Source organism: Streptomyces sp. NPDC111628, assembly GCF_055635195.1.
In genome coordinates, this window is the sequence record NZ_JBVKBZ010000003.1 from 886,069 (window position 1) to 910,790 (window position 24,722).

Annotated in this window: 20 protein-coding genes; 7 read left to right on the forward strand and 13 right to left on the reverse strand. The window is 70.4% G+C overall.

Annotated features, from left to right (window positions below; translation table 11 throughout):
- The first annotated feature begins 17 nt into the window (after nt 1–17).
- The 6 genes from acnA (at nt 18) to ACZ7MF_RS18995 (ending at nt 7,975) form a co-directional block, all read left to right on the forward strand.
- Nucleotides 18–2,711 (forward strand): aconitate hydratase AcnA, encoded by a 2,694-nt coding sequence (gene acnA, locus ACZ7MF_RS18970; RefSeq protein WP_471477943.1) that lies wholly within the window; start codon nt 18–20, stop codon nt 2,709–2,711.
- Nucleotides 2,704–3,447 (forward strand): MBL fold metallo-hydrolase, encoded by a 744-nt coding sequence (locus ACZ7MF_RS18975; RefSeq protein ID WP_471477945.1) that lies wholly within the window; start codon nt 2,704–2,706, stop codon nt 3,445–3,447. The genes acnA and ACZ7MF_RS18975 overlap by 8 nt, the downstream gene beginning before the upstream one ends.
- 88 nt (nt 3,448–3,535) lie before the next feature.
- Nucleotides 3,536–4,084, forward strand: coding sequence for an SGNH/GDSL hydrolase family protein (locus ACZ7MF_RS18980; RefSeq protein WP_471477947.1), 549 nt, complete (start codon nt 3,536–3,538; stop codon nt 4,082–4,084).
- 131 nt (nt 4,085–4,215) lie between these two features.
- The gene (gene rocD / locus ACZ7MF_RS18985) at nt 4,216–5,421 is read left to right on the forward strand and encodes an ornithine--oxo-acid transaminase (protein WP_471477948.1); all 1,206 of its coding nucleotides are present in this window, start codon (nt 4,216–4,218) and stop codon (nt 5,419–5,421) included.
- A 120-nt stretch (nt 5,422–5,541) separates the two neighbouring features.
- On the forward strand, nt 5,542–6,375 hold the full coding sequence (locus ACZ7MF_RS18990; protein WP_471477949.1) for an alpha/beta hydrolase: 834 nt from the start codon (nt 5,542–5,544) through the stop codon (nt 6,373–6,375).
- A 73-nt stretch (nt 6,376–6,448) separates the two neighbouring features.
- Complete coding sequence (locus ACZ7MF_RS18995; protein ID WP_471477950.1) at nt 6,449–7,975, forward strand: serine hydrolase domain-containing protein; 1,527 nt, start codon at nt 6,449–6,451, stop codon at nt 7,973–7,975.
- Between the two features lie 87 nt (nt 7,976–8,062).
- On the opposite strand, the gene ACZ7MF_RS19000 is transcribed toward ACZ7MF_RS18995, so the two are convergent.
- The 10 genes from ACZ7MF_RS19000 to ACZ7MF_RS19045 form a co-directional block, all read right to left on the reverse strand.
- Complete coding sequence (locus ACZ7MF_RS19000) at nt 8,063–8,911, reverse strand: ABC transporter ATP-binding protein (RefSeq protein WP_471477951.1); 849 nt, start codon at nt 8,909–8,911, stop codon at nt 8,063–8,065.
- Nucleotides 8,908–9,987 (reverse strand): FecCD family ABC transporter permease, encoded by a 1,080-nt coding sequence (locus tag ACZ7MF_RS19005; RefSeq protein WP_471477952.1) that lies wholly within the window; start codon nt 9,985–9,987, stop codon nt 8,908–8,910. The genes ACZ7MF_RS19000 and ACZ7MF_RS19005 overlap by 4 nt, the downstream gene beginning before the upstream one ends.
- Nucleotides 9,984–10,988: a FecCD family ABC transporter permease gene (locus tag ACZ7MF_RS19010; RefSeq protein WP_471477953.1), complete on the reverse strand. Its 1,005-nt coding sequence runs from the start codon at nt 10,986–10,988 to the stop codon at nt 9,984–9,986. The genes ACZ7MF_RS19005 and ACZ7MF_RS19010 overlap by 4 nt, the downstream gene beginning before the upstream one ends.
- Nucleotides 10,989–11,037: 49 nt before the next feature.
- A complete protein-coding gene (locus ACZ7MF_RS19015) occupies nt 11,038–12,087 on the reverse strand; it encodes an ABC transporter substrate-binding protein (RefSeq protein ID WP_471477955.1) in 1,050 nt (349 codons plus the stop codon).
- 129 nt (nt 12,088–12,216) lie between these two features.
- Nucleotides 12,217–13,158, reverse strand: a complete 942-nt coding sequence (locus tag ACZ7MF_RS19020; protein ID WP_471477957.1) for a GntR family transcriptional regulator — start codon at nt 13,156–13,158, stop codon at nt 12,217–12,219.
- 64 nt (nt 13,159–13,222) lie between these two features.
- A complete protein-coding gene (locus tag ACZ7MF_RS19025; protein WP_471477958.1) occupies nt 13,223–13,519 on the reverse strand; it encodes an antibiotic biosynthesis monooxygenase family protein in 297 nt (98 codons plus the stop codon).
- Nucleotides 13,516–14,010, reverse strand: coding sequence for a cupin domain-containing protein (locus ACZ7MF_RS19030; protein ID WP_471477959.1), 495 nt, complete (start codon nt 14,008–14,010; stop codon nt 13,516–13,518). The genes ACZ7MF_RS19025 and ACZ7MF_RS19030 overlap by 4 nt, the downstream gene beginning before the upstream one ends.
- Nucleotides 14,011–14,023: 13 nt before the next feature.
- Complete coding sequence (locus ACZ7MF_RS19035) at nt 14,024–15,394, reverse strand: NAD-dependent succinate-semialdehyde dehydrogenase (RefSeq protein ID WP_471477960.1); 1,371 nt, start codon at nt 15,392–15,394, stop codon at nt 14,024–14,026.
- On the reverse strand, nt 15,394–16,470 hold the full coding sequence (locus ACZ7MF_RS19040; protein ID WP_471477961.1) for an isocitrate/isopropylmalate dehydrogenase family protein: 1,077 nt from the start codon (nt 16,468–16,470) through the stop codon (nt 15,394–15,396). Before ACZ7MF_RS19040 ends, ACZ7MF_RS19035 begins: the two co-directional genes overlap by 1 nt.
- 836 nt (nt 16,471–17,306) lie before the next feature.
- Nucleotides 17,307–18,089, reverse strand: coding sequence for a terpene synthase family protein (locus ACZ7MF_RS19045; protein WP_471477962.1), 783 nt, complete (start codon nt 18,087–18,089; stop codon nt 17,307–17,309).
- Nucleotides 18,090–18,630: 541 nt separating this feature from the next.
- On the opposite strand from ACZ7MF_RS19045, the gene ACZ7MF_RS19050 reads away from it, so the two are divergent.
- Entirely contained in the window at nt 18,631–21,435 is a 2,805-nt protein-coding gene (locus ACZ7MF_RS19050; protein WP_471477964.1) for an ATP-binding protein, read from the forward strand.
- 69 nt (nt 21,436–21,504) lie between these two features.
- Here the strand turns inward: ACZ7MF_RS19050 and ACZ7MF_RS19055 are convergent, their stop codons facing one another.
- The 3 genes from ACZ7MF_RS19055 to ACZ7MF_RS19065 all read right to left on the reverse strand — a co-directional run bounded on the left by ACZ7MF_RS19055 (nt 21,505) and on the right by ACZ7MF_RS19065 (nt 24,721).
- Entirely contained in the window at nt 21,505–22,209 is a 705-nt protein-coding gene (locus tag ACZ7MF_RS19055) for a type 1 glutamine amidotransferase (RefSeq protein ID WP_471477965.1), read from the reverse strand.
- A gap of 67 nt (nt 22,210–22,276) precedes the next feature.
- A complete protein-coding gene (locus ACZ7MF_RS19060; RefSeq protein ID WP_471477966.1) occupies nt 22,277–23,254 on the reverse strand; it encodes a PDR/VanB family oxidoreductase in 978 nt (325 codons plus the stop codon).
- Between the two features lie 42 nt (nt 23,255–23,296).
- Entirely contained in the window at nt 23,297–24,721 is a 1,425-nt protein-coding gene (locus tag ACZ7MF_RS19065) for a glutamine synthetase family protein (protein ID WP_471477967.1), read from the reverse strand.
- Nucleotide 24,722: the final 1 nt, after the last annotated feature.

A 24,722-nucleotide genomic window follows, 5' to 3' on the forward strand; every position in this document is an offset into this window, starting at 1 on the left:
TGGACGCAGCCCACGGGATGTCCTCGAACAGCTACGGAAGCCATGCCCGTCTCGACCTGGGAGGCCACTCCTTCCACGTCCACCGGCTGGACGCGGTGCCCGGCTCCGGCCGTCTGCCCGTGAGCCTGCGGATCCTGCTGGAGAACCTGCTCCGCAGGGAGGACGGCCGAACGGTGACGGCCGATCACATCGCCTCCCTCGTCGCCGGATCGGCCGGCCGGAAGGGGAGTTCCGTGCCCTTCCACCCCTCCCGGGTGTTCCTCCACGACACCAACGGGGTCCCGGTGCTCACCGACATAGCCGCGCTGCGCGACGCGGTGGCCGGGGCCGGCGCGGATCCGCGCAAGGTCAGTCCGCGGATACCGGGTGACCTGACGGTGGATCACTCGATCTCCACCGAGGTGTCCGGCCGTGCGGACGCGTGGCGCATCAACGCCGAACTGGAGTACGCCCGTCACACGGAACGCTTCCGCTTCCTCAGATGGGGCGAGCGCCTGGGCGGTCTGCGGGTCGTACCGCCGGGCACGGGCATCATGCACCAGATCAACCTGGAGTTCCTCGCCCGGGTGGTGGAGCGGCGCGACGGATGGGCCTTCCCCGACACCTGTGTGGGCACGGATTCGCACACCACCATGGTGAACGCGCTGGGGGTGCTCGCCTGGGGCGTGGGCGGTGTGGAGGCCGAGGTCGCGATGCTCGGGCTGCCGCTCGACATCGTCGTGCCGCCGGTGCTGGGCGTTGAACTGGTGGGTGCGCTCTCCCCCGGTGTGACCGCCACCGACCTGGTGCTGACCGTGGTGGAGACATTGCGGGCACGCGGTGTGGTGGGCTGGTTCGTGGAGTTCACGGGACCGGCCGTCGCGGGTCTTCCCCCGTCCCATCGAGCGACCGTCGCCAACATGTGTCCGGAGTTCGGCGCGACCGCGGCCGTCTTCCCGATCGACCGCGCCACGCTCGACTACCTGCGGCTGACCGGGCGGCCGGCCGAACACGTGGCGGCCGTGGAGGTGTACGCGAAGGAACAGGGCCTGTGGCACGAGCCCGGCAGCCGGCCGCGCTACGACGACGTGCTGACCGTCGACCTGTCCTCGGTCACCACGTCGCTGTCCGGTCCCCGCCGACCGCAGGACCGGGTGCCGCTGGCGGAGGTCGCGGCGGGCGCGGCGGCCGCAGTCGCGGGGATCCGGGGAAACCGGCGGGACGGCAGGCCAGTTACTCCGGCTGCGTCACCGCACGGGGAAAGCCGTCCGCGTCTGCCGGAGGACGGCGGCGGGGCCGTCCGCGACGGCGCGGTGGCGGTCGCCGCGATCACCTCGTGCACCAACACGTCCAACCCCCACGCCATGATCGCGGCGGGCCTGCTGGCACGGAACGCCCGCGCTCGCGGCCTCACCTCCAAACCCTGGGTGAAGACCAGCCTGGCCCCCGGGTCCAGGACCGTCACCCAGTACCTGAGCGACGCCGGGCTGACCGGCCCGCTGGACGAACTCGGCTTCCACCTCGTCGGGTACGGATGCATGACCTGCATCGGCAACTCAGGTCCGCTGCTGCCGAGCGCGGCGGCGGCCGTCGACGGATCCGGCACGGTCCTGGCCTCCGTGCTGTCGGGCAACCGGAACTTCGACGGGCGGATCAACAACGACGTATCACTCAACTACCTGGCCTCGCCGCCGCTCGTCGTGGCCTACGCCCTGGCCGGATCGATCCTGCACGACCTGACCAACGAGCCGCTGGGAACCGACGCGGACGGTGTGCCTGTGATGCTCGCCGACCTGTGGCCGGGCGACGCCGAGATCGAGGCGATCGCCGACGCCTGCCTCCGACCGGGACTGTTCGCCGACGCCTACGCACAAGCCGAACAGGGTGACGAGCGCTGGGAGGCCGTGCCTGCTGCCGAGGGCGAGCTGTTCGACTGGCCGGTGGATTCGACCTATCTGCGCCGCCCGCCGTTCCTCGACGGCGTCGACGCCATCCCAACCCCAGCACGTGACCTCACCGGTGCCCGGGCGCTCGTCCTCCTCGGCGACTCGGTCACCACGGACCACATCAGTCCGGCCGGCCGCATCCCCGCGCACAGCAGCGCAGGCCGCTACCTGTCCTCGCTCGGCGAGTCGGAGCTGAACACCTATGCCTCCCGCCGGGGGAACTTCGAGGTCATGGTGCGCGGCGCGTTCTCCAATCCACGGCTGCGCAACCTGCTGGCGCCCGCGCACCGCGGGGGCCACACGCCCTGCTTCGCGCAGGACGGCGCCGTTCTGACCGTCCACGAGGCGGCACGGTCCTACGCCCGCGCCGGAACACCTCTGCTGGTGGTCGCGGGTGAGGAGTACGGGACGGGTTCGTCCCGGGACTGGGCGGCGAAGGCCACCTCCCTGCTGGGCGTGAACGCCGTTCTCGCCCAGTCGTTCGAGCGCATCCATCGCTCGAACCTGGTCATGCTGGGCGTTCTGCCGCTGCAGTTCCTCGACGGGCAGGGCGCCGAGTCCCTCGGCCTGGACGGCACCGAGGAGTTCGACGTCCTCGGCCTGGCGGAGGCCGTCCGGTCACCGGGCGCGAAGGCCGTCGTGAGGGTGCGGCCCCCCGACCGACGGGAGGCATTCTCCTTCCCCGTCCTGGTCCGGATCGACACCGGGCAGGAGGCCGTCTACTACGCCAACGGCGGCGTCCTGCCCTACGTCTACCGTCAGTTCGTGCGAGAAGACGTTGGCTGAGCAGTCCGCCCCTGTGCACGCGCCGGCTCCCACCGTCGACACCCTCCTGAAGGGGTACGGCCTCTTCTCCGACCAGGGCAGCGCCGGCCTGTCCGGTGTGTACCTGGTCGAGCACGGCCGAAGACGGATCCTCTTCGACTGCGGCCACGCGGGACGCGGACGCGCTCTGCACCGGGCGCTGGCACGCAGGGGGCTGAACGCCCAGGACATCGACACCCTGGTGCTCTCGCACGCACACTGGGACCACATCCAGAACGCCGACATGTTCCGGGACGCCGAAATCCTGATGCACCCCGAGGAACTCGGCCGCCTCGACACGGCACCGCCACGTGATCCGGTCGCACCGCCCTGGTCGGAGGCGATCCTGCGGGGACGAGCCGTCCGCCCGGTGACGGACGGCTGCGAAGTCGCTCCGGGGGTGCGGGTCGTCGGCCTGCCGGGACACACCGCGGGGTCGATCGGTCTCGTGGTCGACACCCGAGCGGGCACGTCCTTGCTGTCCGGTGATGCCGTCTCGTCGGCGAAGGCGCTGCGTGCGGGACGCTGCACGGTGGTGACCGCCGGAGCGGACACGGCGGCGCGGACCGTGGAGCGGGTGCGATCGGTCGCGGCCTTCGTGTATCCGGGCCACGACCGACCGTTCACGGTGGTGGACGGAAATCCGGGTCGCTATCTGCTGCCCCGCGCCGACATGGTGTCGACGCCCCCCGATCCGCTGACCGCGGAACCGTCATGACTTCGACCGGCGGTGTCCGGCCGTCGGCCGCGGTGCGGCCCGGACGGCCTCGCCGCCCCATGGGCCACAACGGTAGAAGGAGGACCTGGTGACACTCATCATGCTCTACGGCGACAGTATGCTCGCCCGCTTCACCAAGGCGCGGATCGACCGTCTGGAGGACCAGGTCGGTGCCGGCGCGATGGTTCTGAACTGCGCCGCAGGCGGCTGGACGAGCGTGGACGGGGCGCGCCGGGCGGGGGCGGTCGCCGGACTGGCACCCGATGTCGTCGTCCTGTCGTTCGGGACGAACGACAGCGTGCCGGAGCGGCGGGTCGGGCTCGACGCCTTCGCCGTGAACGTCCGACGGATCGTCGCCGCCTTCCCTCGCGCGCGCGTACTGGGCTTTCTCCCGCCGTCCGTGGTGGAGAGGGCGGGCGTCGGCCCGCGAGGGCGGACGAACGGTTCGCTCGCCAGGTACCGGGCGGTTCTCCGGGACGCCGTGGGTCACGACCGCTGTGTGGAGACGGATCGCATCCTGGCTCCCCTCGTCGCGTCCGGCATGCCCGTACACGTCGACGACCTGCACCTCACCGACGATGCCTACGAACCCGTGATCGCGGCCGTCGCCCGGCGGATCAGGCCGGACAGCCGTTGACAGTTTCGTAGCAGATATTACGATCATTGCTTGACACGTAGTATCGACTACGAACATTCTTCGTCAGCGGCCTCTCCCGTACCGATACGGCCTCGCTCCCTTACTCCCCACTCCCACTGAACGGAGACTCCGTGCCGAACGCGCAGAGTGACAGCGCCCTCCCCGACCGACACAGCGCGCACAACTACCACCCGTTGCCCGTGGTCGTCGCCTCGGCCGACGGCGCCTGGATGACGGACGTCGAGGGACGGCGCCACCTCGACATGCTCGCCGGCTACTCGGCGCTGAACTTCGGCCACGGCCACCCACGTCTCATCAAGGCCGCCCAGGACCAGTTGGAGCGCGTCACGCTCACGTCGCGGGCGTTCCACCACGATCGCTTCGGCGAGTTCTGCGCCCAGCTCGCCGACCTGTGCGGCATGGAGATGGTGCTGCCGATGAACACGGGCGCTGAGGCGGTGGAGACCGCGGTGAAGACCGCCCGAAAGTGGGGCTACCGCGTCAAGGGAGTGGCCCCGGACAGGGCCAGGATCATCGTCGCGGCCGGCAACTTCCACGGCCGCACGACGACGGTGGTCGGCTTCTCCACCGACGAGACCGCCCGCGCCGATCACGGCCCCTACGCCCCCGGCTTCGACATCGTCCCCTTCGGGGATCTGGCGGCACTGGAGGCGGCGATGACGGACGAGACCGTGGCCGTGCTTCTGGAGCCCGTCCAGGGCGAGGCCGGCGTGGTGGTGCCGCCGGACGGCTACCTCACGGGCGTGCGCGAACTGACCCGTTCCCGTGACGTGCTGTTCGTCTGCGACGAGATCCAGTCGGGGCTGGGCCGGACCGGCCGCACGTTCGCCTGCGAGCACGAAGGTGTCGTGCCGGACATGTACGTGCTGGGCAAGGCACTGGGCGGCGGCGTCGTCCCGGTGTCGGCCGTCGTGTCGTCGGCCGCGGTCCTGAGTGTGCACCGCCCCGGGGAACACGGCTCCACGTTCGGCGGGAACCCCCTGGCGTGTGCGGTCGCCCTCGAGGTGATCGCGCTCCTGCGCACCGGCGAGTATCAGCAACGGGCGGCGGAGCTCGGTGAACACCTCCACCGCGAACTGGCCTCGCTCACCGCGGGCGGCGCCGTGCGGGAGGTACGCGGCCGTGGCCTGTGGGCCGGTGTGGACGTAGCGCCGGACCGCGGTACGGGACGCGACATCTCCGAACGGCTGCTGGCACGCCGGGTGCTGGTCAAGGACACCCACGGCAGCACGATCCGACTCGCGCCACCGCTGGTGATCTCCAAGGAGGACCTGGACTGGGGCCTGGAGCAGCTGCGCTCCGTACTAGCCGGCTGAGGCCCAAGGCCGACGGCCCTGCATCCACCGGACATTCCCTCGTGGCGGCGGGCCCCCTCGGCGCAGCAGAAGCCCCGCCCCCACTTCGACAGCACGACAACGAACCGAGGAGCTTCCACCATGCCCCTACTGCGGAACCTCGACGCCCAGGGCGCGCACTTCGCCGGCAAGACACCCTTCTTCGCCTCGCGGCACGACCAGCGGCTGTCCTACGCCCTTTACGTGCCCAAGGAACACACCGCGCAGGCGGAGCCGCTTCCGCTGGTCGTCATTCAGCACGGGACCGGCCGGTCGGCGGAGCTCTACCGCGACCAATGGGCCCAGTTCGCGATCGACAACCGGTGCGTCATCCTCACGCCGCTCTTCCCGGCCGGCCTGGTCGAACCCGGTGAACTGCACAGCTTCAAGTTCCTGGAGTACAAGGGGACCCGTTTCGACGAAGAGCTCCTGCACATCGTCGAGGAGGTCGGCGAGCGGTGGAACACGGAGTCGGAGCAGTTCCTCCTGCACGGGTTCTCCGGAGGAGGCCAGTTCGCCCAGCGGTTCGCCTACGCCCACCCGCGCCGGCTGGCCGCCGTCTCGATCGGAGCGCCGGGCCGGATCACGCAGCTCGACGACTCGCTCCCCTGGTGGCTGGGTACCGGAGGGTTCGAGGAACGCTTCGGCATCAGAATCGACACAGCGGCTCTGCGGGAACTTCCGGTGCAGATGGTCGTCGGCGCCGACGACATCGAGACCTGGGAGATCAACAACGTCGGCGGCCCCAACTGGATGGACGGCGTCGAGAAGACCGGGCGTACGCGCATCGAGCGGCTGCAGGTACTGAAGGAGAACTTCGAGGCCCAGGGCATAAACGTACGTTTCGATCTGGTGCCGGGCGTGGGACACAAGGGCACCGGAGTCATCCCCGCGGTGCAGGAGTTCATGGCCGACGTCCTGAGTCGTCGTGCCTGATGCCGCCCCTCACGGGGCATCTTCCTCCGACCGGACGGACCGGAAGCCCACGAACACGACCAGAACGGTGACCATGGCGAACGAGTTGCCGCCCCTCGGCATGCGCCCGATCCACACGCTGCTCAACGACCTGGCGGACCGCGGCATGCGTCTGCACTCCCTGCTCGTCCACCGTCACGGACGGACCGTGCTGGATCTGTGGCAGTGGCCGCACGATCCTTGCCTGAAGCACAAGATGCACTCGGCCACCAAGTCCTTCACGGGGACCGCCGTCGGCTTCGCCGAGGCGGAGGGCCTGCTGCGGCTGGACGACCCCGTGGTGGAGCACCTGGGTGGCAGACTGACGACGCCGCCGGGCGAGCACCTCAGCCGGATGCGGATCCGTGATCTGCTCACCATGCAGACGGGCCAACGCAGGGGACTCTCCGGCGCGACGACGAGACTGCGCACGACCGGCTGGGTCGACGAGTTCCTGGAGGAGCCCGTGGTCGAACCGCCCGGCCGCAACTTCCTCTACAGCAGCACCACCAGCCATGTGCTCTCCGCCGTCGTGCAGGAGGTTTCCGGCGAACCGGTGGACGTCTACCTGCGGCCGCGGCTCTTCGAGCCGCTGGGTATCACCGATTTCACCTGGGGCCACGATCCCGAAGGGGTGGCCAGCGGCGGCAACGGTCTGTCGCTGCGACCGCACGACCTGCTGTCCTTCGGGATCCTGCACCTTCAGGACGGTGTCTGGGAGGGACGGCGCGTGCTGCCGGCGGGCTGGGTGCAGAAGGCCTCGGCGCTCCATGTCCGACGAGCGGTCAGCGGCGAATGGAACGGCAGGGAACTCGTCCCGCCGCCCCCGGACGTCGTGGCCGACTCCGGCTACGGCTACCAGTTCTGGACCGCGGAGAACGGCGTGTACAACGCGTCGGGCATCTTCGGCCAGGAGTGCATGGTCTTCCCGGAGCACGGCGGCGTGGTGGTGGTCACCGGCGCCATGGGCGGGGGCACCTACCACGACCTGCCGGGCATGCTCCGGCGGACCTTCCTCGCCGCCTTCGAGCCCGACGCCGACCGTGCCGCCGAACCGGCTGAGCACGAGGCCGTACGTCTGTGGGCCGGCGCGGCGCGGAAACCGCAGCGGCTGAGCGACACGGTCCGACGACGGGGATTCACCGCGGCGTACGACTTCGACGCCAACGAGCAAGGGCTGAGGTCTCTCGCCCTGCGGGTGGAGGACGACCGCGTGCGGGTCGTACTGGAGGACGAGCGTGGCCGACACACCGTCGACCACGGCGTGGGCCACTGGCTGCGGCAGGAGACGCAGGCCAGTTCCTGGCGGCTGCACCACGCCTACCAGGACCCCTCCGCTCCGATCCTCGCGGGCGCCGAATGGCCGGCGGACAGCGACACGGAGCTCCGGCTCACCTGGCACTTCCTCGAGTCACCGTTCATCGACCTGATCACGCTCTCGCTCGGACCGGACGGCATCACGGTCCGGCACCAGGTCAACGTCAACTCGGGTGCCACCGAGCTTCCGGCGGCGACCGGGCGGCTCCGCGGCACGGTGCCGCTGGACGGTGACGTCGTCCTTGCCGCCGACCGGCGCACCTGACGTCCGGGGCCGGCACGGCCGGACCGCGTGCCGGCGGGGCCGGACACCTTTGCCCTGTCCGGCCCACCTGACCACGGCAGTCGTGGATCACTGCTTTCGTGAAACGGGGTCCTGCGACGGGACCGAGGCGGTCGCGGTGACCGGGGCCTGCCACGGAACGCCCGGAACGACGAGCGGGCTGCCCGTGATCGGGTCCGGGACGACGACCGACCTCAGACCGAACACCGCCTGGACCAGATCCGCGGTGATGATGTCGGACGGTGCCCCCTCGGCGATGATGCACCCGTCCTTCATGGCGATGAGGTGATCGGCGTAGCGGGCGGCCTGGTTGAGGTCGTGCAGGACGGCGACGACGGTGCGGCCACGCTCGTGATTGAGCCGGCGCACGAGGTCGAGCACCTCCACCTGGTGAGCGATGTCGAGGTAGGTCGTGGGCTCGTCCAGCAGGAGCAGTTCGGTCTCCTGCGCCAGCGCCATCGCGATCCACACCCGCTGCCGCTGCCCCCCGGAGAGTTCGTCCACCGGGCGGTCGGCGAGGGGAGCGGTGCCGGTGTGCTCCAGAGCCTCCGAGACTGCCCGTTCGTCGGCTTGCGACCACTGCTGCCACCACTTCTGGTACGGCTGGCGGCCGCGCGCCACGAGGTCCGTGACGGTGATGCCGTCCGGCGGTGTCGGGCTCTGCGGCAGGACGCCGATGGCCCGGGCGATCCGGCGGCCGGGCAGACCGGCGAGCTCCGCGCCGTCGAGCAGCACCGAGCCCTTGCTCGGCTTGAGCAGGCGGCCGAGCGCACGCAGCAGCGTGGACTTGCCGCATGCGTTGGGACCGACGATGACCGTGACCCGTCCGTCGGGGATCTCCAGGTCCAGCCCGTCGACGACGGTGCGGTCCTCGTATGCCAGAGTCAGGGACTGGGCGGCAAGTCGGCTGTGGCTCATGAGGTGCCGCCTCCAGAACGGCTGCGGTTGCGGGCGATCAGCCACATCAGGTAGGGGGCGCCCACCACTGCGGTCAGCACACCGACGGGAAGTTCCACGGGCGAGAACAGACGCCGGGCCAGCAGGTCCGCGACGACCACCACCAGTGCTCCGGTGAGCGCCGAGGACAGCAGCGGTATCTGTGCGGTGCGGGACAGACGGCGGGCGATCTGCGGGGCGAGGAGGGCCACGAAGTCGACCGGGCCGCAGGCACCCGTCGCCACCGACGCCAGCACGATGCCGAGCGCGGTCAGACCGAGCCGTACCCGGTTCAGGCGGATGCCGAGCGCCGTGGCCGTGTCGTCGTCGAGGGACGCCCCGCGCTGAGCCCTGGCGGCCCACAGCGTCGCGGGCATCGCGACGAGCAGGACCGTCGCCAACGGCGCGGCCTCCTCGTAGCCGCGGCTGTTGAGCGAGCCGGTCAGCCAGACCTTCGCCTGCTGAGCGACGAGGAAGTCTCCCTTGGTCAGGAGCAGCTGGGTCACCGAGCCGAGGGCGACGGAGACACCGATGCCGATGAGGACGAACCGCGAGGCGTGCATGCCGCGGCGCCAGGCGAAGAGGTACACGAGCAGCGCCGCCGCGAGACCGCCCGCGATCGAGACGTACGGGAGGGTCGTGTGGGCGACGAGGCCGAAGCTCATGGCCGCGACCGTCGCCGCTCCCGCGCCGTGCGTCACTCCGATGATGTCCGGGCTGGCCAGCGGGTTGCGTGCAACGGTCTGGACCAGCGCGCCCGCGACCCCGAAGGCGGCTCCCGCGAGCAGACCGACGGTCAGACGGGGCAGTCGCAGGGTGCCGACGACGAACTGGTCGGGGCTCGGCCTGCCGAGCAGGACGTTGACGGCCTCGGCCGGGGACACGAAGGACTCCCCGACGCACAGGTACACCACGACGGCAGCCAGCAGCAGCACGGCGAGCAGGGCCGCGACGAGCGTCGCCCTGCGGTGGACGAGGAAGCTGGTGCGACCTGGGCGCAGCACGATGTGCCCGGCGGGGCGTACGCCGGTGGTCGCGGTGACGGCCGGCCGGTTCACGAGGCCACCACCGTCCTGCGCCGCACCAGCGCGATGAGGAACGGAACCCCCAGCAGGGCGGTCATGACAGCCACCGGCACCTCCGCGGGCGGGAAGACGCTACGGCCGAGCACGTCCGAGACGAGTATCATGACCGGCCCGAGCAGGGCCGCCACGAGCAGGACCCACCGGTGTCCCGTACCGACCAGGGCGCGGGCGATGTGCGGAACGGCCAGGCCGGTGAAGGCGATCGGGCCGGCGGCCGCCACCGCGGCTCCCGTCAGCACCGTCGCCGCCACCGCTCCCGAGGCCCGCACCAGGGCCACGTTGTGTCCGAGTCCCTTGGCGGCCTCGTCGCCAAGGGCGAGGGCGTCCAGGCCGCGGGCCAGCATCACGCTCAACACCAGCCCCGCGAGGACGAACGGCCAGATCCGGCCGATGACGTCGCTGCCCTGGCCGTCGATGGAACCCACCTGCCAGAAGCGGAACTCGTCCAGGGCTCGGGCGTTGGTGGTGACGATCGCGGAGACCACTGCGGCGAGGAAGGCGTTCATCGCGGCACCGGACAGTGCCAGCTTCACGGGGGAGGCACCGCCCCGGCCGCCCGCGGCGACGGCGTAGACCGCGACGGCGGCCAGGGCCGCGCCGGCGAGGGCGAACCAGACGTACCCCGTGAGCGTGTGCACGCCGAACAAGGCGATCGCGCACACCACCCCCACGGACGCACCCTGGCTGACGCCGAGGATGCCGGGTTCGGCGATCGGGTTGCGGGTGACGCCCTGCATCACGGTCCCCGCCACGGCGAGGGCCGCGCCGGCGAGCACGCCGACGACCGTGCGCGGCACGCGCATCGCCCGCACCACCTGGGCGTCGTCACTGGCACCTCCGTGCACCAGCGCCCGTACCACCTCACCGGGTGCGACCGGGCGGCTGCCGACGGCCAGGCTCAGCAGGAGGGCGATCAGCAGCATCACCAGGCATCCCGCCAGCCAGACGATACGGCGACGGGTCGGTCGCGCCATGGGCCGAGCTCACTTTCTTCCTTCTTCGCGCTTCAGGTGTCCTGGCGTCTCACGCCGTGAGGTACTTCTGCAGATCCCCGAGGACCACGTCGGCCGCGGTGACTCCGAGCCCGAGGTACCAGGTCTCGTCCGGGACGTCGAAGGCGTGGCCGTTCTTGACCGCCGTCAGGTTCTTCCACAGCGGGTTGCCCTGGACTTGGCTCTTCTGCGTGGCCTTCGGGTCGCCGTACACCCCGGTGAAGATGTAGTCGGCGTCGGCCTGGTCGATGTTCTCGGCGCTGATCTCCGTCGCCAGGTCGGCGATGTCCTGGTTCTTCGGCCGCGGAATCCCGATGTCCTTGAGGATGGTGCCGATGAAGGAGTAGTTCGCGTAGAGGCGAATCCTGCCCTTGGTCATGTAGCGCAGCATCGACACGGTCGGCTTGTCGTCGCCCAGCTCGGCTGCGAGTTCCTTCACCCTCTTCTCGTAAGCTGCGAGGTTCTTCTCGGCCTGCGCGGTCTTGTCGAGGGCGGACGCGTTGAGGAGGTAGTTCTCCTTCCACGTGAAGCCCGGACGAATGGAGAAGACGGTCGGCGCGATCTGTGACAGTTCGTCGTAGGAGTTCGCGGCGCGCAGTTGGCTGCCGAGGATGAGGTCCGGCTTGAGCCGGGCGATGGCCTCGAGGTTGAGGCTGTTGATGGTGCCGACGTCGGCCGGCTTGCCCGCTTCGTCCTTGAGGTAGGACGGAAGTTCCGGTGAGCCCTCGCTCGTCGCGAGGCCGACGGGCTTCAGCCCCAGCGAGACAACGTTATCGAGCTCGCCCACATCCAGGACCACCACTCGTTCGGGCTGGTGCTCGATCACCGTGCTGCCCATGGCGTGACGAAGGGTGCGCGGCCACTGGCCGGGCTCGGCGTCCGTCCCTAGCGCGGCGGTCTTCTCGGCGGCGTCGCCGAAGTCCTCGCCCCCCTGCGCGACGGACTTGGCGTCCTTGCCGCCGGCCGCCGCGGCGCCGGTGCCTCCCTTGCCGGTGTCACCGGCTCCGGCACACGCCGAGAGGGACAGCAGAGCCGCGAAGGCGACAGAGACCGCGGCCATGCCGCGCCGTCGGAGAAGCATGGGCACTCCCAGCAGTGGTTTAGCACTAAACAAAGGTGAGGCACACCTTATTCGCAAGGACCAGAATCTCGCCAACTCGGGGGCCGAAAGCCGTACCATCGCCTCCTGTCCCCCGACGAACGTCGGCGTTCAGTCGCCCGTTCGGCGTGTCTTCTCCTGACCGACGGATGACAAGTGGGTGCGCAGGCAGGCCGACGCCTCCTCGCGCCGTCCACCCAGGAGGAGGTCGGCGATCCGCACGTGCTCGGCGCAGCGGACGGCGGCGCGGTCGCGCTGGAGTGTGCGCCGGTACTCGATGAGGCGGCGCAGACGGTCCACGCGGCGCAGGGAGTCGATGAAGAAGGAGTTGCGGCTGCACGCCATGACGACTTCGTGGAAGCGGCTGTTGAGGTCGTACAGCTGGGCGTTGCCGATGGTCCGGATCTCACCGTCCACCAGGCGCTGTTGCTCGGCACGGACGGTTTCGAGGGCCTCGCGGTCCAGGACGAATCCGGGTTCGAGGATGGCGGCGGTTTCGATGGTCAGCCGGAAGCGGTAACTGTCCCGGTAGGACTCCATCGAGGTGAGCATGGGCTGGAACTCCCAGCCGTACCCGGGCAGCCGTTCGATCCAGCCCTCCACCGCGATGCGGCGCAGCACGTGCGTGAGCTCTCCGGGCGTGAGGTCGTAACGCCGGGCCAGGGCGTTCTCGGTTACCCGGTCGGGCAGTCGGCCGTCGAGGCGGTCGGCGGCGATCAGCAGGTAGGCTTCCTCGGCGTCGTGCCCCGCCCCCGCGCCCGCGGACGCCTCGGTGAGGGGCGGTCCGGTGAGGGCGACGGTGTAGCCGCCACGTGCGGCCGGGGCCACGACACCGTCGTCCGCCAGCAGGCGCAGGGCCTGGCGGACCGGGGAGCGGGAAACCTTGAGACGGTCGGCCAGCGACCGTTCGACGAGGCGGGTGCCGGTGGTGAGGCCGTTCGCCGCGATGTGCTCCACGATACGTGCCGCCGTCCGGCGCGTGAGTGGGGTGGGCCCCTGGGCCGCCGTGGGTGCGGGCTCGGACGGCCCGTCCTGAGCCGAGGGCGCGGTCATCGTCTGGTGCCTCCGCGAGGACAAGGGCCGGCCGGGACCGGCGCGACGGTCCCGGTCGTCGGCGTCATGATGCAAGGACGGAGTATACGTGTTCGACCTGCGGCGCAGCGGCGAAGTGCGGTCCGGCAAGGGCACGCCAGCGAGCGAAGCCCTCGGAGCCGCGGAACGTGACGGTGTGGTGCTCGACCGTCTCCCACCGGACCATGAGCCGGTACCGCGTGGGGTGCTCGACGCTACGGTGCAGTTCGACCCCGTCGCAGCCGTCGGCCGCGAGGAAGAAGGGCAGAGCCTTGGCGACGGCGCTCTCGAACGCCTCCTCCTGCCCCGGGCGGATCTCGATCTGGGCCAGTTCGGTGATCACGGGTGCGTCCCTGCTCCTGTTCCGTGTCGGTGTCCGTCGTGGGTCCCGCGGGCGGCCTTGTCGTGCTCGGCATCGACGCGCGCGGTGACGCCGGTCCCGACGACGGTGCGGGTGGCGTCCACGGTGGCGTAGATCCACAGGATGCGCATCGGCTCGGTGGCGGACGCGTTGCGGAACCGGTGGGGGGTGCCCGCGGGGACATACGTGGTGTCGAAGCGGGTCACGCGGTGTTCGGTGCCGTCGATCTCCACGACGGCGTCGCCTTCGAGGACGGTGACGCTCTCCGGGCAGTTGTGCGTGTGCACGGCGATGCCCGCGCCACCGTCGAAGAGGGTCTGGCCGGTGAGGAAGACCTCCGCGCCGACCGCCTTGGTGACCAGGGGGATGGTGCGGGCGCCGCCGCCGCGGCTGAAGGCGGTCAGTTCGGCGGGCCGCAGCACGGCGGGCGGGAAGGAGGCGAAGCAGGGCTCGTCGGTGGGGCGGTGGTGCACGGGGTCCTCCATCTCAGGCGGCGGGGCCGATCCAGACGGTCTTGGTGTTGACGAACTCGCGGATGCCTTCGGCGCCGAGCTCCCGGCCGTAGCCGGACTTCTTGATGCCGCCGAAAGGCAGGCGCGGATCGGAGGCGACCATGCCGTTGACGAACACGGCACCGGCGTCGAGGACACGGGCCAGTCGGCGGGCACGGTCCAGATCGCCGGTCCACAGGGCGGCGCCGAGGCCGTACTCGGTGCGGTTGGCCAGGGCGATGGCCTCGTCGGCGTCGGTGACGCGGGTGACGGCCGCGACGGGGCCGAAGGTCTCCTCGTCGAAGGCGGCCATGCCGGGGCGGACGTGGTCGAGGACGGTGGGCGGGTAGTAGCAGCCCGGGCCGTCGGGGACCTCGCCGCCGAGGGCGAGGACGGCGCCGGCGTCGACGGTGCGGCGGACCTGGTCGTGCAGGGTGTCGCGGAGGTTGGCCCGGGCCATGGGTCCGATCTCGGTGTCCGGATCGGTCGGATCACCGACCCTCAGGGCCGCCGCGGCGGCGATGAAGGCCGCCACGAACGCGTCGGCGACGCTCTCCTCGACGATGAACCGCTTGGCGTTGACGCAGGACTGACCGACGTTGACGTAGCGGGCCCTGACGGCGGTGGCGGCGGCCTGCGCGATGTCGGCGTCGGCGAGGACGATGTACGGGTCGGAGCCGCCGAGTTCGAGGACCTGCTTCTTCAGTACGGCCGCGGCCTGGGCGGCGACGATGGCGCCGACCTCGGTGGAACCGGTGAGGGTCACCGCGGCGACGCGCGGGTCGGCGATGATTCCGGCGACCTGGTCGACCTCGATCAGCAGGGTGCGGCACAGTCCTTCCGGGGCGCCGGCTTCGTGGACGACCTCTTCGACTGCGAGGGCACACTGCGGGACGTTGTTGGCGTGCTTGAGCAGGGTGCCGTTGCCCGCGGCGAGCGCGGGGGCGGCGAAGCGGAAGAACTGCCAGAAGGGGTAGTTCCAGGGCATGACGGCGAGGACGACGCCGAGGGGGTCGTGCACCACGGCGCTCTCGGTGGCATTGGAGGCCACGGGCCGGTCGGCGAGCTGGGCCGGGGCGTGCTCGGCGTAGTAGTCGCAGGTCATGGCGCACTTCTCGATCTCGGCGCGTGCCTCGGTGATGGGCTTGCCCATCTCGGCGGTGATCAGTGCGGCGTAGTCGTCCTGGCCCTCGCGCAGGACGCGTGCCATCTCTCGCAGCAGAGGGGTGCGGTCGCTGATGGTCCTGCGGCGCCAGGCGGCCTGCGCGGTGGCCGCCGCGTCGAGGATGCCGTCGACCTCTTGTGGTGACCGCGGAGCGTGGCGGGTGATTTCGGCGCCGTTGGCAGGGTTGGTGGAAACGAACATCAGGCGGTCTCTCCGGTGTGCTCGATGGTGCGGCTGATCTCAGTGGCGAAGTCGGCGGTGCCGAGGCTGCCGCCGATGTCGCGGGTGCGGGTGGCGGGGTTGTCGAGCACGGCGCCGACGGCGCCGGTGATCAGGGCCGCGGCCCGCTGGAGGCGGTCGTCGCCGTCGCGTCGGCCGCGCCAGCCCAGCAGCATCGCGGCGGACAGGATCAGGGACGTGGGGTTGGCCATGCCTTGGCCGGCGATGTCGGGGGCGGATCCGTGCTGGGCCTGGGCCACGCACAGGGTGTCGGAGACGTTGACGGAACCGCCGAGGCCCAGGCTGCCGGAGAGTTCGGACGCCTCGTCGGAGAGGATGTCGCCGAACATGTTGGTGGTGACGACGACGTCGAACCGCTGCGGGCTGCGGATGAGCAGCGCGGCGGTCGCGTCGACGATCAGCTCTTCGAGCTCGACGTCGGGGAACTCCTCGGCCACCTTGCGCACCTCGCGCAGGAACAAGCCGTCGGACAGCTTGACCACGTTGGCCTTGTGAACGGCCGTCACCTTCTTGCGGCGGCCGCGGGCCAGCTCGAACGCGGTCCGGGCGACCCGCCGGCTGGCCGTCGCTGTGACCTTGCGGATCGAGAACGCCGAGCCCTCGTCGGGCATGAACTCGCCGGTGCCCGCGAACATGTTGCGGTCCGAGTAGAAGCCCTCGGTGTTCTCCCGGACGATGACCAGGTCCATCGGCTCGCGCAGGATGCTCAGGTCGGGGTGGGAGCGGCAGGGGCGGATGTTGGCGTAGAGCTTGAACGCGGTGCGCAGTTCGGCCGAAGGGTTGATGCCGCCCTCGGCGCGCGGCGGGTAGTCGAGGTGCGAGACCGGCCCGAGCAGCACGCCGTCGGCCTCAGGAACGCGCTCCAGCACCGCGTCCGGCAGCGTCGAACCCGATGCGCCGAGGGACGCGAAGCCGATGTCGTGAGTCTCGTAGGTGAGGTTCAGGCCGAGTTGCTTGTCGGCGGTGCGGAGCACGTCGAGAGTGGCTGCGGTGATCTCGGGGCCGATGCCGTCGCCGGGCAGGACCAGGATGTTCACGGGGTGCCTTTCATCGAGGAGCGCGGGGGATCGGTCACAGGCCGATGGTGTGGGGCCACGGGGGCCGGGCTCACGGTGACGCCGTCGCCGATGCGGGTGGCGACCCGGGCGAACGGCACGCGCCGCATCCGTCGGCCCCCGTGAGGAAGGCCAGGGCAGCGAGCACGACGAACGCGGATGCGGCGGAGCTTGCGAGGGCGGGCACAGGGCATCCTCAAGGCGGCTCAGAGGGGGAGGCGGAGTCGGTCGGGTGGCGCGGCGCCCCCGGCACATCACCGCTGCGGATACGCTAACCGCCGCGCTGGTTTTTTGGAAGGGTGTTGTACCAAAAGGCGACTGGAGCACGTGGAGGTGCTGTCCCACCGCGTCACATCCGCCATCCCTCCCCCAGGGCTGCTGCCAGCCTCAGTTGCACAGCCGAACAGGCGGCGCGCGGCATGCTGCTCGACCTCTCGCGTCCTTCCCGGGCTCCGTTCCGGGCCGGGCAGTACGGCCTGACCCGCAGTGAGGCGACCCTCCTCAGGGGGGGGCGACGGACGTCCACCACGCGGGCTTCGACGCGCATGTGCAGGCCGCCAGGTTCCAGGGTGCCGCGCAACACACGGGTCACCTTCGTCACCACATCCCCGTACTCCGGTAGGGAGGACAGGAACGACAGGGGGTCACGCAGCAGGGGAAGCACGTGCCCGAGAAGGGGAAGGCCGCCGGGGACTCGGCCGGTGTCGGTGGCGCGCGCGGTGGTGCCGGAGGTCATGGTGCGCTCCTATCGGGGGTGTGCATTCCGTCTAGGCGAGCGTGTGCGGGGAGCGGTGGTGGCACGGCGGGCCCGCACAGGGTCATCGGGTGAGCAGGTCGTCGACGTGGCGGAGCGGCCGGTCGTCGGCGGAGGGGCTAGTGACGTGATGGCGCACAGTGTCCAGACGGTCCCAACGCTCCATCCCGGACGCCCAGGAGCCCTGGTCGCGCACGACTCTGCGCAGGGCCTCCGTCGCAGGGTCCGTGGGGTCCAACGAGCCCATGAAGTCCTCGGCCGCGGCCTGATGCGCCGTGACTCGCTCGTCGATCATGCGGACGACCTCGGCGACGGCCGCGTCCCGACTGAGGCCGTGGTGCTCGCGCAGGACCACGACCAGGTTGATCGAGTCGTCACCCGCGTCCTCAGCGGGGAGCGAGTGAATGTCGTTGATCCAGCACATGATGTCGGCGGTTGAGGTGACCAGTGTCTGGTAAGCGCTGCCGTAGTAGACCGGTGCGGGGATCTCGACGTGTTCCGCGACCTCCATGAGGTCGATCGTGGGGAAGACCGTGGAGGCGTCGCGACGCAGCTGCGTGTACTGCTCGGGGTCGGGCGTGATGCCCGCGGACCGGTAGGCGTTCTCCCGCGCGTGTCCGGTCAGCCACCGCTCCAGGTCTAGGGTGAAGCGGCGGGCCCACTGCGGGGAGGGCCCGGGAAAGGTGCGTCGGCACAGGTCTCCGAGCGCGGCGAGCACCGGGTGGGCGTCCGCCCCACACTCGCCCCGGCCGTTGATCACCTGCAGGGCGGTGTACCGCAGGCCCTCGTACTCAGCTGTGCGTTGGGTGGCCACGGCGTCGCTCTGGATGTCGTCCGCCAGCCGCACCTCGAAGAGCGGGCCTTCGGCGCGGCACGCCGCCAGCCATGCCGCGGGGCACGCATCAGGGCCGGGGCGTGTCCGAGGACGGGGACGGCTCGTGGCGCCAATGGCACCGCGCCTTCTTCACTGGGTGTGCAAGGGAGCTGTGAGGTGGACATCGCCTTTTCCTGGGCGAGAGGACTGTCGGCACATTCTGTCGTTTCGGGCTTTTGATGCTCGAACTCGGCAATTCACTTCCGTTTTACGTTCCCGCCGTCGGTCGACATTTCTGGACGTATATTTCCGCGCGTCGGAGGCCCATAGGTCACATGACTACTGAATTCGCTTGGTGGTGATCTGCCTCGACTTACTGCGTACTCTGTGAAATAGGATCGGCAGCCATTCGGGCCGCCGCCACGATCCGCATCAATCGGAACACTTCGCCACTTATCGCATGAAAAATCATTACAGCCACTAGGTGTAATGTATTAGGCGTGACGACTTGGGAGCCCCCTCAAGGCCGCTGCACACCGCGATCGACCGCCTCGGTTGAATGGAGCAAGGCTCGATGACTTCCCCCCACCCCCTCCGCCTCGGCGCCGAACCTGTCGTGGGACGGGACCGGGACGTCGAACGCATCACCGCGTTTCTGAGCAGCCCGGACGCAGGGCGGGCTCTGCTGCTGTCCGGCGAGGCGGGCGTGGGCAAGACCGCGATCCTGGACGTGGTGACCAGGGTTGTCTCCGAGGCCGGGACGCGCGTGCTGCGTGCGGACGGTGTCCAGTTCGAGGCGAACGTCGGCTACTCCGGGCTGAACCAGGCGCTCCTGCCCCTCCGGGACGCGATCGACGGTCTCGGCGGTCTGCACCGGGATGCCCTCCAGGTTGCCCTGGGTCTCGGTGCCGGCAGTCCTCCGGAACGGCTGGTCGTCTCCAACGCCGCGTTGGCGCTGCTCCAATCGGTAGCCGAGAGCAGTCCGTTGCTGCTCGTGGTCGACGACCTCCCGTGGATCGACCGGGCCAGTGCCGGGGTCTTCGGCTTCATCGCCCGGCGTCTCTCCGGCAGCCGGGTCAGCTTCCTGGCGGCCTCCCGTACGGGGGCGGACGGATACTTCGAGAGCAGCGGCCTCCCGACGTACCCCATGCAGCCACTCGACGAGTCGTCTGCCACCAGCCTGGTCGACCTCCGCTTCCCGGGCCTCGCCCACCCGGTGCGCCGGCGCGTCCTCGAAACCGCGCGGGGCAACCCGTTGGCCCTGTTGGAGCTGCCCAGCGCCCTGCGATCGAGCCAGCGCACGGCCTTGGAGGGTCTGCCGACGGTCCTGCCGCTCGGTCGACGTCTGCAGTCCCTCTTCCTCGCTCGCATTCAGAGCCTGCCCGCACCGACGCGGCATCTGCTGCTGCTTGCCACGCTGAGCGGAAGCGGGGACCTGGGAACCCTGTACGCCGCCGCGCGGGAGCTGAACCGCGACGCCGACCTGCAGGGCCTCGCTCCCGCGGAACACGATCAGCTCGTACGCGTGGAGGAACAGTCCCGGCGACTGGTGTTCCGTCACCCCCTGATCAGCTCGGCCGTCGTCGAGGCGTCCACCGGCGGCGAACGCCGTGCGGCACACCAGGCACTGGCCCGGGCACTGACCAACGAACCGGAACGCCGGGCCTGGCATCTCGGGTCGGCGACCATCGAACCGGAGGAGCGAGTGGCCGCCCTTCTCGAAGAGGCCGCCCACCGCATCCTCGACCGGGGAGACGCCGTGGCCGCCGTCGAGGCCCTCACCCGTGCCGCGGATCTCAGTCCGCTGGGGCGGGACCGAGCACGTCGGCTGGCGGAGGCCGCCTACATCGGCGCCGACGCCACCGGAGCGCTGAGCAGCGCATCCGAGCTGCTGGCGGACGCACGCCGGGCAGATCCGCAGCACGGCAGGTCGTTGCACTCGGCCGCCGCCGCCGTGCAGCTCGTGCTGAACGGCGACGGCGACGTGGCCACGGCACACCGCCTGCTGGTCGGCGCGATCCAGGAGGGAGTGCATGGCTACGACGCCGACGACGTGTCCCTGATCGACGCGCTGCACCTGCTTCTCCTGCTGTGCTTCTACGGGGGCGAGGAAAGACTGTGGGCGCCCTTCCACACGGCGCTCTCCCGCCTGCGGCCCGAGGCCCCGACGCTGTTGTCCGTCGCGAGCCGCACGTTCGGTGACCCCGCCCGCGCCGGGTCTGCGGCGCTGGAGCAGTTGGACCACATCCTCGACGCCGGCTTGGAGGAGACCGATCCCGCACGGATCGTGCGCATCGGAACGGCGTCGATCTACGCCGACCGCTTGGCTGCGCTGCGCGAGCCATCCTGGCGCGTCGTGCGGCAGGGACGAGACGGTGGCCCGGTACGCAGGCATCTCGGCGGTCTGATGCACCTGTGCCTGGACGGCTACCACTCGGGAAGATGGACGGAAGTCGCGCAGCTCGCCGAGGAGGGACTCGAACTGTGCGACGCGTCCGGCTACAGCTTCTTCACCTGGTACTTCCAGTACAACAAGGCAATCGTCGCCGCGTCCCGCGGAGAGACGGAGACCGCCCGGGCGCTGGCTGGGCGGATGACGGACTGGGCATCGCCGCGTGGCGTGCGCTCGGCCGTCCACTACGCCCACCAGGTGCACGCGGTCGCGAGCATCGCGAGCGGCGGCTTCGACGACGCGTTCCTCCACGCGAGCGCCGTCAGCCCCGCGGGCACCCTGCCCGCGCACACTCCGCATGCCCTGTGGCTGGCCCTCGACCTGGTGGAGTCGGCCGTGCGCACCCATCGCCGGGCGCAGGCGAGCGCACACGTGGGAGCCCTTCGAGCAGTCCGCGCCGAGGGCCTCTCGCCCCGACTCGCGCTGCTCGTCGGTGGATGCGAGGCGCTCACCACCGAGGACGACGACGTGGCCGCGCGGCTCTTCGCCGAAACGTTGAGCGCGCCGCACGTGGACCGGTGGCCGTTCGACACGGCGCGCGTGCGACTCGCCCAAGGAGAACGGCTCCGTCGTGCCCGCGCCACCACGGATGCCAAGACGCCCCTGTTGGCGGCCCTGAAGAGCTTCGAGGAACTGGGCGCGCGTCCGTGGGCGCAACGAGCGGCACACGAGTTGCGTGCGGCAGGCTGGAACGCACCGCAGGCCGGCGGCGCCCGCTCCGGTCAGGAACTCACGCCGCAGGAACGCGAGGTGGCACAACTCGCCGCGGCCGGCCTCACCAACAAGCAGATAGCCGAGCGCCTGTTCATCTCCCACCGCACCGTCGGCGCCCATCTGTACCAGGTATATCCGAAACTCGGCATCGCCTCCCGTGCCGCGCTCAGAGACGCCCTGACCTCGTTGGACGCGCCCCGGAACGACACCTGACGTCGTGGCCCGTGGCCCGCCGCCGACCTCCGGCCGGTGCAGAGAGGCTTCAACCGACCGCTTGACGCATCACCGGACGTACCGGGCGCAGAAGGTTCGGACCAGTTGGTCGCAGGCGCCGCGGGTCCGCCGTTCGTGCTCGGCGACCTCACCGCGCAGGACGTCGACGTCCAGGGCCCCTTCACCGACCGTCGGCACCCCGCCCGTCGCGGCCCACCTCTCCGTCCAGCTCGCGAAGCTGTCGACGGTGGTCTCCGGATGGAACTGCACGCCCAGCGCGTTCCCCCGGACGAACGCCTGGGATCCGCTCGCGTTGCGGGCGATCTCCATGGCGTCGGGTGGCACGGTGAAGGAGTCGCTGTGCAGTTGCATCCAGGGACCGGGCGGGACCAGGTCCGGATCGTCCGACGCCACGAGGGTGAAGCCGCGCTCCGGGCGGCGGGCGGGGGCGACGCTCCCGCCCAGTGCCTGGGCCAGCAACTGCGCGCCGAAACAGATGCCCAGTGTGGGCAGTCCGCTGCCCACCCCAGCCGTCACGAAGGCCCGCTCGTTCGCGAGCCAGGGCACACTCATGTCGTTCACCGACTCGTGGGAGCCCATGACGACGAGCAGGTCGTAGGCGTCGAGGTCGGGGACCGTGTGTTCCGGTCCGGCGAAGGAGAAGACGTGGGCCTCCACACCGCGTTCGGCGAGTGCGGGAGTCAGCGCCCCGGGCACGCGCTCGCGTCGGCTCGGCGCGGCGTCGTGCACGAGCACCAAGGCTGTTGAGGTCATGTGTGTCCCACCTTTCTGGAGCGGGGAGTCGGCCGGAGACCACGTACGTCCGACACGCACGGGGTGGTCAGAGGTCGAGCACGAGCCGATCCGAGGCGGCACGGCTGACGCAGATCATCATGGTGCTTCCGCTTGCGTGCTCGGCGGCGCCCAGCACCTCGTCCCGGTGGTCGGGGGTGCCGGCGACGACCCGGGTCTCGCAACTCCCGCAGTAGCCCTCCTCACAGGAGTAGGGGACTTCGGGGCGCACGTCCCGGACCGCGTCCAGGACCGAACGGTCGGCGGGCACGGTGATCACCGTGCCCGAGCGGTCGAGTTCGACCTCGAAGGAACGATCACCGTCCGTGACAGGCGGCGTCGCCCCGGAGTCCTTCGAGAAGCGCTCGACACGGACGTCGAGGCCGCCCCCTGCCACGGCGCAGGCGCCCGAGACGTCCGCGACCAGCGAGGGCGGGCCGCAGCAGTAGACCGCACTCCCCGCCGGGAGCCGGCCGACCAGGGGCGCGAGGTCTGGCCGGCCGTCCCGATCGGTCCGGACGACGGTGACCCGATGCGTGTCGAGATCCAGAAGTTCGTCCACGAAGGGCATGGCTCCGTGACGTCCGCAGTACAGCAGGCGCCAGTCCTGTCCGGAGCGCGCGAGAGCGCGTGCCATGGGAAGCAGGGGGGTTACGCCGATGCCTCCCGCCACGAGGAGGTGGTGCCTTGCCCGGGCCAGGGGGAAGTGGTTGCGCGGGCCTCGGACGGTCAGCTCCCGGCCCACGAGAGCCGTGGTGTGGATCTCCCGCGAACCTCCCCGGCCCTCGATCTCGTGCCGGACGGCCACCGTGTAGCTGGTCTTGTCCAGGTCGTCCCCGCACAAGGAGTACTGCCGGACGGTCCCGGAGGGCAGCACCAGTTCGAGGTGGGCTCCCGGCTCCCAGGCGGGCAGAGCCCCTCCCTCCGGGTCGACCAGGGTCAGCGTGACCACCCGGGGTGCCTCGGCGCGTATCTGCTTGACCAGGAGAGTCCTCGTCTCGCCTGGCCGGGATGGAGTGTCAGACATGGTCGATCCGTTCCTTCTCCGACCTGTGTTCGGGGCTGCGACTCAGAAAAGCTCGAAGTACTCGCTGTGCTCCCAGTCCATGACGGCAGCGTTGAAGCGAGCCAGTTCATGGCGTTTGATGCCGACGTAGTACTCGACGAACTGCTTGCCGAAGGACTCCGTGAACTCGCTGTCGTCGACGAGCGCCTGGAGCGCCTCCGCGAGTGTGCCCGGCAGCCTCGGGGCCTCCGTCTCGTAGGGCTCGTCGGCCGCCGGTCCGAGGTCCCATCCCTGCTCCATGCCGTTGAGCCCGGCGGTGAGCTGGGAGGCGACGTAGAGGTAGGGGTTGGCGGCGGGCTCGCCGACACGGTTCTCCACGTGTGTGGAGCCGTCGGCCGCCGATCCGCAGACACGGAGCATGGCCGCTCGGTTGTCGTGCGCCCACAGAACCCGGTCGGGGGCCATGGAGTAGGACTGGAACCGCTTGTACCCGTTGATGGTGGGCACGGCGAACGCCGAAGCCGCCGCGGCGTGCCGCAGTTGCCCGGCGAGGTAGTGACGTCCCGCCTCGGACAGGAGGGCGCCCGGGTCGTCCGGCACGAAGGCGTTCTCGCCCTCGCGCTCGCCCCGGAACAGCAGCGACTGGTGCAGGTGCCATCCGCTGGAGAAGACGCGGGGCATCTTCGGCCGGCACATGAAGGTCGCGTGGTAGCCGTGCCGGCGTGCGGTCTGTCTCAGGGCGCTGCGCAGCAGCATCACCGTGTCGGCGGCGCGCACGCCGGTCTGCGGACTGAGCGTCACCTCCAGCTGGCTGGGGCCCAGCTCCACCTCGAAGGTCCGCAGCGGTATGCCGAGCCGCCGCAGGGTGTCGCCGAAGACCGTGATCATCGGTTCGAGGGAGTCCGCCCGGTCCTCCGAGAGCAGCTGGTAGCCGGGGTTGAGCAGTTCGACGCCGTCCGGGCCGGAACCCCCGGTGCCGTCGGACACCGTGCGGAAGAGGTGGAACTCCAGCTCGGCGCCGACCATGACGTCGTAGCCCATGTCGGCGGCCCTCTGGACGGTGCGGCGCAACAGACCACGGGTGCACAGCGGGACTGGTTGGCCGTTGCTGAAGTAGAGGTCGCACAGCAGCCAGCCCGTCCCGTCCGCCCAGTCGAGCACGTGGAAGGTGCCGGGGTCGGGCACCATGACCACATCCCCGGCACCGGCCATCTCGGCGATGCCGCATCCGCCGTCGGGCGAGAACGCCTGGTAGACGGTGGTCCCCGAGGTGTCCTTCGACAGGAGGGTGGAGACCACGGTCAGGCCCCCGCGCAGGACGGACGCCAGTTCCGAGGCGGCCACCGTCTTGCCGCGCAGCAATCCGTGCTGGTCGGCGAAGACGATGCGCACGGAATGCAGACGTTCCGCCGCCACCCGTTCGAGGATGTCGCCGGCCGCCCGTGTCTGGTCGTCGGAGTACAGGCCGTGCCGTTCGATGAATCCCATG

Bases quoted from the DNA above. Each gene is read 5' to 3' on its own strand.
- acnA (WP_471477943.1), top strand. From the start codon at position 18: ATGTCCTCGAACAGCTACGGAAGCCATGCCCGTCTCGACCTGGGAGGC.
- ACZ7MF_RS18990 (WP_471477949.1), top strand. From the start codon at position 5,542: ATGCCCCTACTGCGGAACCTCGACGCCCAGGGCGCGCACTTCGCCGGC.
- ACZ7MF_RS18995 (WP_471477950.1), top strand. From the start codon at position 6,449: ATGGCGAACGAGTTGCCGCCCCTCGGCATGCGCCCGATCCACACGCTG.
- ACZ7MF_RS19000 (WP_471477951.1), bottom strand. From the start codon at position 8,911: ATGAGCCACAGCCGACTTGCCGCCCAGTCCCTGACTCTGGCATACGAG.
- ACZ7MF_RS19010 (WP_471477953.1), bottom strand. From the start codon at position 10,988: ATGGCGCGACCGACCCGTCGCCGTATCGTCTGGCTGGCGGGATGCCTG.
- ACZ7MF_RS19015 (WP_471477955.1), bottom strand. From the start codon at position 12,087: ATGCTTCTCCGACGGCGCGGCATGGCCGCGGTCTCTGTCGCCTTCGCG.
- ACZ7MF_RS19020 (WP_471477957.1), bottom strand. From the start codon at position 13,158: ATGACCGCGCCCTCGGCTCAGGACGGGCCGTCCGAGCCCGCACCCACG.
- ACZ7MF_RS19035 (WP_471477960.1), bottom strand. From the start codon at position 15,394: ATGTTCGTTTCCACCAACCCTGCCAACGGCGCCGAAATCACCCGCCAC.
- ACZ7MF_RS19050 (WP_471477964.1), top strand. From the start codon at position 18,631: ATGACTTCCCCCCACCCCCTCCGCCTCGGCGCCGAACCTGTCGTGGGA.
- ACZ7MF_RS19055 (WP_471477965.1), bottom strand. From the start codon at position 22,209: ATGACCTCAACAGCCTTGGTGCTCGTGCACGACGCCGCGCCGAGCCGA.
- ACZ7MF_RS19060 (WP_471477966.1), bottom strand. From the start codon at position 23,254: ATGTCTGACACTCCATCCCGGCCAGGCGAGACGAGGACTCTCCTGGTC.
- ACZ7MF_RS19065 (WP_471477967.1), bottom strand. From the start codon at position 24,721: ATGGGATTCATCGAACGGCACGGCCTGTACTCCGACGACCAGACACGG.